Origin of the sequence: Antricoccus suffuscus, assembly GCF_003003235.1 — a bacterium.
Taxonomy (GTDB): Bacteria; Actinomycetota; Actinomycetes; order Mycobacteriales; family Antricoccaceae; genus Antricoccus; species Antricoccus suffuscus.
In genome coordinates, this window is the sequence record NZ_PVUE01000024.1 from 26,040 (window position 1) to 38,710 (window position 12,671).

Annotated in this window: 10 protein-coding genes; 5 read left to right on the forward strand and 5 right to left on the reverse strand. The window is 64.2% G+C overall.

Annotation, left to right across the window (positions count from 1 at the left end; genetic code table 11):
• Positions 1-45 precede the first annotated feature (45 nt).
• Together CLV47_RS19825 and CLV47_RS19830 are read left to right on the forward strand one after the other, a co-directional pair.
• On the forward strand, positions 46-711 hold the full coding sequence (locus tag CLV47_RS19825; protein ID WP_106350863.1) for a PH domain-containing protein: 666 nt from the start codon (positions 46-48) through the stop codon (positions 709-711).
• Complete coding sequence (locus CLV47_RS19830) at positions 693-1,358, forward strand: hypothetical protein (RefSeq protein WP_106350864.1); 666 nt, start codon at positions 693-695, stop codon at positions 1,356-1,358. The genes CLV47_RS19825 and CLV47_RS19830 overlap by 19 nt, the downstream gene beginning before the upstream one ends.
• Before the next feature lie 66 nt (positions 1,359-1,424).
• On the opposite strand, the gene CLV47_RS19835 is transcribed toward CLV47_RS19830, so the two are convergent.
• On the reverse strand, positions 1,425-3,242 hold the full coding sequence (locus CLV47_RS19835; RefSeq protein WP_238145531.1) for an ABC transporter ATP-binding protein: 1,818 nt from the start codon (positions 3,240-3,242) through the stop codon (positions 1,425-1,427).
• 104 nt (positions 3,243-3,346) lie between these two features.
• Between CLV47_RS19835 and CLV47_RS19840 the strand changes: the two genes are divergently transcribed.
• Entirely contained in the window at positions 3,347-3,769 is a 423-nt protein-coding gene (locus tag CLV47_RS19840; RefSeq protein ID WP_106350866.1) for a MarR family winged helix-turn-helix transcriptional regulator, read from the forward strand.
• A gap of 55 nt (positions 3,770-3,824) precedes the next feature.
• Here the strand turns inward: CLV47_RS19840 and lspA are convergent, their stop codons facing one another.
• Entirely contained in the window at positions 3,825-4,382 is a 558-nt protein-coding gene (gene lspA / locus CLV47_RS19845) for a signal peptidase II (protein ID WP_106350867.1), read from the reverse strand.
• A gap of 284 nt (positions 4,383-4,666) precedes the next feature.
• Between lspA and CLV47_RS19850 the strand changes: the two genes are divergently transcribed.
• On the forward strand, positions 4,667-5,866 hold the full coding sequence (locus CLV47_RS19850; RefSeq protein ID WP_106350868.1) for an exonuclease SbcCD subunit D: 1,200 nt from the start codon (positions 4,667-4,669) through the stop codon (positions 5,864-5,866).
• An 11-nt stretch (positions 5,867-5,877) separates the two neighbouring features.
• A complete protein-coding gene (locus tag CLV47_RS19855; protein ID WP_170111179.1) occupies positions 5,878-8,829 on the forward strand; it encodes an AAA family ATPase in 2,952 nt (983 codons plus the stop codon).
• 6 nt (positions 8,830-8,835) lie between these two features.
• Here CLV47_RS19855 and CLV47_RS19860 read toward each other — a convergent pair whose 3' ends face one another.
• The 3 genes from CLV47_RS19860 to kdpC are packed head-to-tail and all read right to left on the reverse strand — an operon-like array spanning position 8,836 to position 12,658.
• Complete coding sequence (locus tag CLV47_RS19860) at positions 8,836-9,510, reverse strand: response regulator (RefSeq protein ID WP_106350870.1); 675 nt, start codon at positions 9,508-9,510, stop codon at positions 8,836-8,838.
• On the reverse strand, positions 9,507-12,074 hold the full coding sequence (locus CLV47_RS19865) for an ATP-binding protein (protein WP_106350871.1): 2,568 nt from the start codon (positions 12,072-12,074) through the stop codon (positions 9,507-9,509). Before CLV47_RS19865 ends, CLV47_RS19860 begins: the two co-directional genes overlap by 4 nt.
• Positions 12,074-12,658, reverse strand: coding sequence for a potassium-transporting ATPase subunit KdpC (kdpC, locus tag CLV47_RS19870; RefSeq protein ID WP_106350872.1), 585 nt, complete (start codon positions 12,656-12,658; stop codon positions 12,074-12,076). Before kdpC ends, CLV47_RS19865 begins: the two co-directional genes overlap by 1 nt.
• Positions 12,659-12,671: the final 13 nt, after the last annotated feature.

Consider the following 12,671-nt stretch of genomic DNA (forward strand, 5'->3'; position numbering starts at 1 on the left):
TTGTAGATTCATCGAAGACAGCGAGCGACCTGCCGAGGAGGAATCGTGGGCTTTCCCGAAAACGTGTTGGCGCAAAACGAAAAAGTGGTGCGGAGCATCCATCCGCATTGGCTGACTGTGTTTGTGCCGTGCGTGGCGGCGGTCGTCATCGTGGCGGTCGCGATCTTCGTCTCGTGGATTACGCCGCCGACCTCCGGCTGGGACACGTTCCAGTGGATCGTTGTGGCGATCGCGGTGATCTTACTGATCGTGTTCACCGTCGTACCGTTCTTGCGGTGGCGGACGACGCACTACGTGATCACCACGCATCGGGTGATGGTGCGCCGCGGAATACTCGCCAAGTCCGGCAAGGACATCGCGCTGTCGAAGATCACCGACGTGAGCTTCCACCAGTCAATCTGGGACCGGATCGTCAGGGCGGGCAGCCTGCACATCGAGAGCGCCGGTGACAGTCCTGACGAAAACCTCAAGAACATCCCCAACAGCAACGACGTGCAGCAGCTCGTAAACCGATTAGTAGACGAGGACGCGCGCCGGATGTACGCCGGGGGGCAGCGCGAGATGCTCGGGCAGCAACAGCCCTCGCCGCCGATGCCACAGTCCTTCCAGGATCAACCGCCGCAGTCGCAATCCTTCCGCGATCAGCAGCAGCCTTTCCCGGATCAGCAGCCGCCGCGGTCGTCGGGTGACGGATGGGAGACCCAGCACTGAGCACCGAACCGCAGGATCATTGGTACGTCGCATTCGGCTCCAACACGCTCGATGAGCGATTTGAGGCCTACTTGTTCGGCAGCGAAGCCGCGTCGGCGTACGGGCGCCATGAGGCGGGGCCGGACATGCGGCCACCGGCGGAAGCGCGCTGGCTTGAAATCGACTACCCGCTGTACTTCGCAGGAGAGTCGCTACGTTGGGCTGGCGCGGTTGCGTTTGTCTCGCTCGCGCGTGACCGCGGCGGTGCGTCGGTCGCGCGTGCATTTCGCATCAGCGCGGCCCAGCTGGTGCATGTCGCGAAGAGCGAGAACGCTGTGGTCGACTTCCCGTGGACCCCGGAGCTCGACGCCGTACCGGTCGACAGATGGGTGCCGCTTCCGGTAAAAGGCGCTGGGCCGCAAGGAAAGTACAACGCGGCGCTGCGACTACCTGATATCGACGGCGCCCCGGCCGTGACCCTCACGACCGCTCGCGCATATCGCGCCGGCATACCGGGTGATGCTTATCGCGACGTACTTCGTCGCGGCCTCAGTGAGTCCGGCCGTCTCGATGACGTGGACGCTTACCTTGATGCTGCCGTCGCCAGGTCTCGCCGGATGACCGCGATGGGAGCGCCGCCGCCGTACAACTCGCGGCTGGGTTACTGATCTTCGGTCTGACCAAATGGATCATGTCGTGCAGAACGGATCCCACCGTTAAGTACCTGATCGGTGTTAGCTGACGCTCTCGGCAAGTGCGGAGGGATTCGCAGCCAGCGCGGCATAACGCCCGTCCGCATCGATCAGGCTGTGATGATCGCCGGATTCCACTATGGAGCCGTGGTCGAGGACGGCGATCGTATCCGCATCGCGAATGGTCGACAGGCGGTGCGCGATGGTGATCGTCGTGCGTCCGTGACTTGCCGTGTCGATCGCGGCCTGGACGGCGCGTTCGGTCTCGTTGTCCAGGGCGCTGGTGGCCTCGTCGAGGACGAGAATTCGAGGGTCGCGCAGCAGCGTACGGGCGATCGCGACACGCTGCTTTTCCCCGCCCGAGAAGCGATGACCGCGGGCACCGACGATGGTGTCGTAACCGTCCGGAAGCGACGCGATGTGGTCATGGATCTGCGCGGCGCGGGCGGCGGCCTCGATCTCGTCGTCGGTCGCGTCAGGCTTGGCGTAGCGCAGGTTTTCGCGGATCGTGGAGTGCAGCAGGTAGGTCTCCTGGGACACAACGCCGACCATCGCGGCGACGGTCGACAGCGGCAGGTCGCGTACGTCGACGTCATCGATCAGCATGCGGCCGGCGGTCGGGTCATACAGTCGCGCGACAAGCGAGGCCATCGTGCTCTTTCCTGACCCGGTCTCGCCTACCAGCGCTAAATGGGTACCCGCGGGCACCTCGAGGTCGATATCGTCAAGCGCTAGCCGGTCGCTGTCGGCGTACCGGAAGCTCACGTGCTCAAAACGCACATCGCCGCGCGCAGTAGCCAGGTCGAACGGTGCCGGGTCGGCCGGTTCATCGATGTCGATCGTGAGGTCCTGGTATTCGAAGATGCGGCTGAACAACGCCATTGAGCTGGTGATCGAAACCCCGACGTTGAGCAGGCCCATGAGCGGGCGGAAAAGCGCCGACTGCAGCGTGGTGAAGGCGACCAGTGTGCCGATCGTCATCCCGCCGGAGGTGGCCGGGAAACCGGCGGCCAAGTAGATGAGCGCCGGTATTGCGGCGAAGATGATGCTCATCGTCGCCATCCGCCAGCGTCCAGCGAGTTGCGATTTGACTTCGAGGTCGACGAGGTCTTTAGACGTGTCGGCAAACTTTGACGAGAGCACCGGGCCGGTGCCGAGTGTCTTACCCAGCAGCACTCCGCTGATTGACAGGCTCTCCTCGACCTGGGTCTGCATGTCGGCCATTCGCCGTTGCATTCGGGCCGTGATATCCCGGCGCATGAGGGCGACCCGGCGCGTGAGCCAGATCGACGGCGGCAGGACGATCAACGACAGCAGGGAGAGTCGCCAGCTTAGCGCGGCCATGGCAATTGCCGTGCCGACTGCGGTGGTCAGATTGGACGCGACGGAGGTCGCGGTGGAGGTCACGACTGACTGCATGCCGCCAATGTCATTGGTCAGCCGTGACTGGACCTCGCCACCGCGGGTCCGGGTGAAGAAGCCCAGCGACTGGCGCTGCAGATGGCTAAAGACGCTGGTGCGCAGGTAGTGCATGACCCGTTGGCCGATAACAGTGGACTGCCAGGTCTGCAGTACGCCGAAGATCGAGCTCAGCACCGTCACTGCGAGCATGCCGCCGACCGCCCAAAGCAGTAGCGTCACGTTTTTGTGGGGCAGTGCATCGTCGAGCACCATCTTCAACAGAAACGGTGACGCGAGCGACACGACGGATGAGGCGACGATCAGTATCGTCACCAGAAGCAGGCGCCAGCGGTATGGCGCAAAGAGCGCGACGACGCGGCGCAGTGAAACAGGGGAATCGCGTAGTTGTCTGCGATCGGCGGGGTTTATCCGGGCGGCCCTGCCGCCTCGGGGTGTCATGACGTGCTCCATGAGGCATCACCTCTTTGACATGTACTCAGGCTGTCATGATGCTGAGGTTACCTCATAATGAGGTACCGCGCAAAATGCGGTATCCTTCGGGCATGACTGACTCGTCACACGATTCCCTGGTTGACCAGGTCCCCCGCGTTGCGCGCGCATTACGGAGGCGCTGGGCTGGGCTGCTGCAGCCGTGGGAACTCTCGCCGCATCAGGCTCGCGCCCTGCGAGTCGTGTGTACGCACGAAGGCTCGCGGCTGTCAGACGTTGCCGAGTCATTGCGCATTGCACCAAGGTCAGCGACCGAGGTGGTCGACATACTGGAGTATCGTGGGTACGTCGAGCGTACGCCGCATCCGCATGATCGCCGGGCCACGATGGTGGTAGCGACGCCGAAGGGGCGAGATGTACGCGCCGAGATCGACCGTGCGCGGCAAGCCGACGCCGAGAGTTTCTTCGCCGTACTCTCTGATCGCGAACGAGCCGCCCTTGGCCGGACCCTCGGCAAGCTCCTGGCCGACGACTAACCGCCGACTCCCTGCGAGTTAGCAGCCTGTCTCGTCACCAGGGCTCCACCTGGCCCTACTTGTAGTCGATACCGCGCACGGTCAGTGCGACCAGCAGGACTGCCCCTACCGCAAGCATGATGTCGGCGACGTTACCCACGAACCATCCGTCGTACGCGATGAAGTCGACGACGTGTCCGCGACCGAATCCCGGTGCCCGCAGCAGTCGGTCGAGCAGATGGGTCGTGGCGCCGCCTAGTAGCATCCCGATCGCAATCGCCCAGCCTTTTGACTCGACGCGCAGCGCGAACCAGAACAGTGCGACGACGGCGACGGCCGCCAGTACGGCGAAGATCCACGTCGAGCCGCTCCCGATGGAGAACGCGGCGCCAGGGTTGTAGACCAGCCGAAACTGGATAAAGTCACCGATCACGGGGATGGGATCGTGACCGGGCAGCGTCCGCTCCGCCCACAGCTTGGAGCCTTGGTCGATCAGCAGCACGACGACCGCGACGACGAGCACCAACGGCAGCAGCCGCCGCCCCCGGACGGGTGGCGCAGGAAGATCCGGCGCTGACACGCGCCGTGAGTGCTCAGGGTTGTCGGCGGGCGCGGGCGTCGAGTCGTCGTTCATCGCCCTAGAGACTAGTGCGATGCTGTGTTACACCGGTCAGTGGTCTCGGGCTGAGTGTCCAAAACGGGCCCTTGTCACGCCAACCTCCCGCTTGTGCAGCCACATTGGCGGGGACTAGGAGGAGATCGCTGTGACAGGGCGCGGCGCGGACGACCGGCCTAGGTAACCGATGAATCGTGCAACTGGTGAGTAGCGCAACTGGTGAGTGGGTGGCGCACCAGATGTAAGCGACACACCTTGCGCACGTTCCGGTTTTGTCAGTGGTGGCCTCTAGCGTTGAAGGCATGCGGATCTTGCACACCTCGGACTGGCACGTCGGGCGTCGCTTTAACGACGTCGACGTCCTCGATCATCTCGGCGTCGTTCTCGACGCCATGGTCGACGCGGTCCGCACTGAGCAGATCGACGTCGTGGTGGTCGCCGGCGACATCTTCGATCGCGCGTCCCCGCCGCCCGAGGCGTTTAACTTTCTCGACCAGGTGCTGGTCAAGATCCGCAAAGCGGGCGCGCAGGTCGTGCTGATCTCGGGTAACCACGACGGCGCCTCGCGCTTGTCGTTCATGTCTGCAGCCGCTGCCTCTTTCGGGATTCACGTCCGGACCCGTGCCGACCAGATCGGTGACGCGATCGTCATCGACGATGCGCACGGACCGGTGCATTTCTACGGCATCCCATATCTCGATCCGACACTTGATCGGGCCCAGTTCGATGCCGAGCTGCCGCGCAGTCACGAGGCGATTCTGGACGCCGCAATGGATCGAGTCCGGGCAGATCTCGCAGGTCGCGGTGCGCGACCGCGTTCGGTCGTGCTCTCGCACTGTTTTGCTGTTAAGGGCAAGCGCGATGGGGCATTGCCGCGCAGCGCCGAGACGGCAGCGCAGGTTACCGACTCGATGCGCAGCATCGCTGTCGGCGGTGTCGAGGTGGCGCCCACGGACGTGTTCGAGGGTGCGTCGTACGTCGCGCTCGGCCACTTGCACACGAAGCAGGCATTAGATGACCGGATTCGCTACTCGGGTGCGCCATTGGCCTACTCCTTCGGCGACGAACGGGTGGCCCGCGGGTTCTGGGTCGTTGATCTCGGCGCGGAGGGTGACGTGCACGCTGAGTGGCGCACGTTACCGATTCCGCGCAAGGTGTCGACCATTACCGGTGAACTCGACGCGCTTATCAGCGATCCGGCATACGACGGCGTCGAAGACGACTGGATCAGCGCGATCCTGACCGATCAGGCCAGGCCCACCGACGCGATGCGCAAACTGCGAAACCGGTTTGCGCATTGCGTCCATCTCGAGCATCGTCCGCTCGTGATCGCCGATGGCGGCGAGCTCTCCTACCAGGACCGGGTTCGTGGCAAAAGTGATGAGGACCTCGCCGTGGAATTCGTCGCCCACGTACGCAACGGAGTCGCCGCGAGCCTCGCCGAGCGCGCCTTGATCGCCGAAGCATTTGAGGACCTGCGGGCAGCGGAGGTCGCCGAATGAGGCTGCACTCGATGACCTTGACCGCGTTCGGACCCTATGCCGGCACCGAGACAATCGACTTCGACGTGCTCTCACGCGACGGACTGTTCTTGTTCACCGGGCCAACCGGCGCGGGCAAGACCACGATTCTCGACGCGGTTGCGTTTGCGCTCTTTGGACAGTTGCCCGGCGCGCGGAAAAACCTGTTAAACAAGATTCGCAGCGATCACGCTGACCACTCGGTCGCACCGCAGGTGATCCTGGAATGCACATTGGCGGGAGAGCGTGTGCGGCTCACCCGGCGCCCCGCGTATGACCGGCCAGCCAAGCGTGGGGGCGGTACCACGACCGAACGAGCCTCGGTCGCCCTCGAGACGATGGCCGACGGCGCCTGGGTGGGTGTCGAAAACGGTAATCGCGAAGGCATCGTCGCAGACTGGATCCACGAGCGGATCGGCCTCAACTGTGAGCAGTTCATGCAAGTGGTCCTATTGCCGCAGGGTGAGTTTGCGAAATTCCTGCAGGCCGGAGATCGCGATCGTGAACAGTTGCTCCGGTCGCTATTCGACGCTTCGCGGTTTGCCGCCGTCGAAGACTGGTTTGACAACCGGGAAAAAGCAGAACGAGAAGCGCTCCGGGAGCACGAGTCGGCAATCCTTGAGCTTCGCGCCGAGGCTCGCACGATCGCACAGGTAGATGTGGCCGATGTGCCAGATGAAGCCGGTGTTGAGTGGCTATCCGGGCTTGTCACGAAGTTCGGCGCGCGAGCAGAAGCCCTCGTGGCACAGCAGGAACAGGCCGAGCGCGACTTGGAGTCCACGCAGTCTGCGCTGACTGCGGCGGAGCGAGTCATGGAGCTACAACGCAAACTACATGATGCCCGCGAGCTGAGCCGGCGAGTCGAGTCGCAGCGCGAAACGGTCGACCGGCAACGCGCTCGACTATCTTTGGCGCGCAAGGCAAGTTCCGTCGTTCCGCTGCTAGAACGCCAAGCGGACAGCGAGGCTGCTCGACAGGTTGCAGGCACCGACCTTGAAAAGGCGACGTCAGTCCTGTTGGAACGCCGTCCCGAAGCGCCGGTCTCCTCCGCGGCGAAGATGGCGTCCGAGGCCGCGGCGGTGCGCACTCAACTCGGATCGCTCGACGAGGCACTCGCCAACGAAGACGAGCTCCCCGCCTACACAAAGGAAGCCGCCGACGCCGCGGCCAATGTCGCCGAAGCCTCGGCGATCGCAGAAGAAATCAGTCGCCGCCGGACCGACCTGCCCGAGGAGATCAAGAAGGTCAACCTGCGGCTCACCGAGCTGACAATCGTTGCGGGGCAGCAGACTGCCGCACGTCAGGCCGTCGAGACAGCACAAGCGGCGACCGCGGCGGCCCTCGAGGTGCAGACTCTGCAGAGAAAGTTCGAGGAACTGACCGAGGCAACGGTCGAGGCTAAACGCTCTGCGTTGGAGGCAAAGGAGACCTGGCTGCTGCTTCGCGAGCGCCGGCTCGACGGCATGGCGGCCGAACTCGCCGGCCAACTCGCCGTCGGTGACGCGTGCCTCGTCTGCGGCTCGCTTGAACATCCGCGTCCCGCCGTCACAGTCGCTAGTACACCGACCAAAGACGATGAGGCTGCAGCCCAGAAATCCTATGAGGATGCGGATCTTGCGCTTACCGAAGCGTCTTCGTCGCTCGGCACTGTGGGAAAGAAGCTCGGCACCGCGCAGGGCAAGATGGGCTCCAGGAGTGCGAAGGCATGGACCGCGGAGCTCGCATCGGCCAAGATGCGCCTCGCCGAAGCGGTAGCCGCCGACGCCGAGCTTGCGCGTGTGAGGCGCGAGCACGAGCAGCTTGAAAAACAACTGGCGGACGCTACTTCTATGCTCGAGGACGCGACTGCCAACCTGACCGCGCACCGGTCTGCGCAACAACGAGCCGAACAGAGTCTGCGCACACGACAGGATCGAGTCGCCAAGGCCCGCGATGGGTTCGAGTCCGTCGCCGAACGCGCCGCCGACCTGTCCTCGTTGGCGCTGCTGTACGACGCGGTGATCGGTGGGCTCAGCGCGGTCGCGCAGGCCGATAAAAGCGTGCGATCGGCGACCAATGCTGCGCGATCGGCTGCGAAGAAGGCTGGCTTCGACTCCAGCGACGCCGCGACCGAAGCTTCGCTCGATGCGGACACCGAGGCAACTATCGCTACGGATATTGAACAGTTCGACGTACAGTCGACCCGCGCTCGGACGCTCCTCGACGATCCGGATTTCGCCGGGCTCACCGACCAGCCGCCACCGATTGAGGCACTCGCGCAGGACCGTGACGATGCCAAAGAGCTCCTTCAACAGGTCCAAACGGCGCTCTCCGATGCCGTTAAGGCCCGGGACGGGCTGCGAAAGGTGCTCCGAAGCGCTACCACGGTGCTCGCTCAGGGAGCCGAAGCGCACGAGCGGTACGCCGTCGTACGCGACCTCGCGAGCGTGATCCGTGGGCAGGGTGCTAACACAAAGGCCATGCACCTGACCGCCTATTTCCTCGCCGCGCGGCTCGAGCAGGTCGCCGAGGTTGCCTCTTCCCGGCTGCTGAAGATGAGCAAGGGACGTTATTCGTTGGTGCACAGCGACGAGCGGCTCAAAAAGCGTGGGGCAGGCGGCCTCGGGCTGCAGGTCATGGACGCGCACACGGGCATCGCGCGACCCACCCAGACGCTGTCTGGTGGCGAGAGTTTCCTTGCCTCGCTCGCTCTTGCCCTGGGGCTGGCCGAGGTCGTCACGCAGGAAGCCGGCGCCAACACCTTGGACTCGTTGTTTGTCGACGAGGGGTTCGGGGCTCTCGATTCCGAAACCCTTGAGCAGGCGATGTCGGTACTCGATGAGCTGCGCAGCGGTGGCCGCACCATCGGCCTGATCAGCCATGTGGACGAGCTCAAGGTGCGGGTGGCCAATCAACTGGTGGTGAGCAGCGGCGAGCGCGGCAGCCACATCACGATCAACGCCTGACCGGCGCTACGGCTCGAAGCGATAGCCCATCCCGCTCTCGGTGACGATGTAGCGCGGCGTGGACGGCACCGGTTCAAGCTTCCGGCGCAGGTGCGCCAGGTAAACCCGCAGATAGTTCGTCTCCTTCTCGTACGCCGGACCCCAGACCTGAGACAGGATCTGGCGCTGCGGGACGAGCTCGCCGGGGTGCCGGACAAGAAGCTCGAGGATGCCCCATTCGGTGGGAGTCAACCGCACGTCGGCGCCGTCGCGGGTGACCCGCTTGGCCGTCAGATCGACGGTGAAGTGCGCAGTCTCGACGAGCGCGGTCTCCCCAGATGGCACGTAGCGTCGTACGGCGACCCGAATCCGCGCTAATAGCTCATCCATCCCGAACGGCTTGGTGACATAGTCGTCGGCGCCTTCGTCGAGCGCCCACACCTTCTCCTGCGAGGTCTGGCGCGCGGATAGCACGATGATCGGTAGTGTCGTCCAGCCGCGCAGGCCGCGAATGACTTCGGTGCCGTCGATGTCGGGCAGGCCGAGGTCGAGCACTACTGCGTCTGGATGATCCGACGCGGCGAGGGCGAGAGCGCTCTTGCCGTCCGCGGCAGCAGATACGTCGTACCCGTGGCTGCGCAGGTTGATCGACAACGCCCGCCGCAACGCATCGTCGTCCTCGACGATCAGGATCCGCGTCATGGCGTCACCGGCGGCGCTTGGCTCTGAGCTAGTGCCGAGGACTCGCTTGCGGCAAGCGGCAACGCGATCACCATCGTCAACCCGCCTCCAGGAGTGTCTTCGGCCTCAAGAGTGCCGCCCATTGCATTAACGAATCCGCGTGCCACGGCCAACCCGAGTCCGACGCCATTGCCGTGCGACGAGTCTCCGGCTCGTTGAAATGGCTCGAAGATCGCTGCCTTGGCGTCGTCCGGCACGCCGCGCCCGTTGTCTGCGACCCGGATCTCGACGCGATCTTCGATGGCGCTTGCCGAGATCCGCACCCGCGACTGACCAGAGTATTTCAATGCGTTCTCAACAATATTGGCAATCACTCGCTCGAGGAGTCCCGGATCGGCGGTTGCCCTCGGGAGGTCTTCGGGAAGGTCGAATGTGACGCGCTTTTGTCCGGCAAGTCCGACAACTCCGAGGGGGATGACCTCGTCGAGCCCGAGGTCCAGGGCCATCGGTTTGACGACGCCGGTCTGCAGTCGGCTCATGTCGAGGAGGTTGCCGATGAGCCCGTCCAGGCGATCGGTCGACTTGTCGATGTCTGCAAGGAGTTCGGCTCGGTCCTGAGCAGACAACGTGATGTCGGGCTGGCGGAGTGTGGCCGCGGCCGCCTTGATGCTGGATAACGGGGTACGAAGGTCATGAGACACCGCGGCGAGCAAGGACACCCGGATATTGTTTCCTTCGGCCGCGCGGCGTGCCGCAGCGGCCTCCATCGAGAGCCGTTCGCGTTCGATCAGTCCCGCGGCGTGAACAGCGAAGGCTTCGAGCAGTCGGCGTTGATTGGCTGCCAGCATCGGTCCGCGCAGCGCCAACGCGAGATGGTCGTTGATCTGCACATGGGCACTCGCGTCCTCGGGCTCGACGTCGGGCGCGCGATCACCAGCGCTCGCCACGCATCGCCAGCCAGGCTCGTCATCGCTGTTTTCCAATAGAGAGACAGACTCGGCTGCGAACGTCGTACGCACCCGCTCGAGCAGTGCGCCCATCTCTGCCTCGCCACGCAGCACGCTGCGCGCCAGCAGGCCGAGCGCGTCGGCCTCTCCGCGCGCGGTGATTGCCTGTGCGCTGCGTCGCGCGGACTGATCGACGACGATCGCAACTGCCGCGCCGACGAGCAAGAAGACGACGAGCACAAAGATGTTTTGTGGAGCAGCGATCGTCAATGTGTGCAGCGGGGGCGCGAAGTAGTAGTTGAGCAGGATCGTGCCGACCACGGCGGCGGTCAACGCCGGCCACAGGCCGCCGACAATTGCCACGGCGACGACCACCGAGAGGTACAACATCACTTCGGTCGGGAGTTGATGCAACTGAGCGGTCAGACGTAGCACCACCGTCAGCAGCGCTGGTGCAAGCAAGGCGCTGACCCACCCCACGACGATCCGCGAAAGACTCAACGCGGCGCGTTCTGTGCCGCCGCGCCAGGACCTCTTGCCGGCGTGTTCGTGAGTCACGATGTGTACGTCGATGTCACCGGACTCGCGTACTACCACGGGTCCGACGCCCTCGCGCAGCACGGAGCGAAGTCGTCCACGTCGGCTGCTGCCAAGCACTAATTGGGTCGCGTTGGTTCCCCTGGCGAATTCGAGCAGCGCCTGTGCGACCTCGTCTCCGAGGACTTCGTGAAAACTGCCGCCGAGGTCCTCCACGAGTCTGCGCTGCTTTTCCAACGCGCCAGGAGATACCGCCTGCGGATGATCGCCGCCGACAACGTAGACCGCGAGCAAGTCAGCTGCCGAGGACTGTGCTGCGATTCGCGCGGCCCGACGGATCAGTGACTCGCCTTCGGTGCCGCCGGTCAGCGCGACGACGATTCGTTCGCGGGCCGGCCACGTCTGGGCGATCGCATGTCGGTTCCGATAATCCAGTAGCGCGTCGTCGACACGGTCGGCGAGCCACAGCAGCGCGAGCTCCCGCAGCGCGGTCAGATTGCCGATCCGGAAGTAGTTGGACAGTGCGGCGTCGATCTTCTCCGGGCGGTAGATGTTGCCGTGCGCGAGCCGTCGTCGCAAGGAATCGGGGGACATGTCGACGAGTTCGATCTGCGCGGCCAGGCGCACAACTCGGTCGGGAACGGTTTCGCGTTGGGTGATGCCGGTGATGGACGTGACCTCGTCGTTGAGCGACTCGAGGTGCTGAACGTTGACGGTGGTGATGACATCGATCCCGGCGGCGAGGATCTGCTCGACGTCCTGCCAGCGTTTCTGGTGAGCTGTCCCTGGGATGTTGGTGTGCGCAAGTTCGTCTATGAGCACGATCGATGGCCGCCGGGCGATTACGGCGGCGACGTCGAGTTCGTGAAAGGTCGAGCCGCGATAGTCGACTGAGAGCCGCGCCAGGGCGGGCAGGCCCGATGCCGCTTCGCGAGTGCGTGGGCGGTCGTGGTCCTCGAGGTAACCGATCACCACATCCTGCCCGCGGCCGAGGCGTCGATGTCCCTCGCCGAGCATGGCAAACGTCTTACCTACCCCCGGTGCCGCCCCAAGGTAGACCCGAAGCCTGCCTCGCCGCTCTCCATCGGCATCAATGCTCATTAGCCCATTGTCCGTCCAGTGATGTGAGCGAGCGCAAGATTTAGCTCTACGACGTTTACAAGTGCGGGGGAGATCACCCCGCCGCTGACGTGGCTCGTAACCAGCGCACGCACGACCGCGGGGTCCAGACCGTTCTCGCGTGCCACCCGAGCGACCTGCAGGTAGGCGTACGCCGAGCTGATATTCGGATCAAGTCCACTTCCACTAGCTGTCACCGCGTCGGGCGGTACGGCACCCGCCGCGACACCTTCCTCGGCCGCGATGGCGGCCTTGCGTTTCTCGATCAGTGCCGTCAGCGCCGGGTTGTTCGGTCCAAGGTTGGTTCCCGACGAGGACTCGGCGTCGTACCCTTTACCCGCTGCGGACGGGCGTGAGTGAAACCACTGGGGGCCGGAAGACTGTTGCCCAATAAGGGAACTTGCGATCACCTTGCCGTCAGATCTGATCAACGAGCCGTTTGCAGAAGCGTTGAATGCGACCTGCCCGACTCCCCAGATCGCCAGCGGGAACGCTATCCCGAGCACAATCGTGAACACGACCAGCGCGCGCAGCGCGGTCACACCGGTGCGCAGAAGCGACGTCATTTGGTCCTCATCT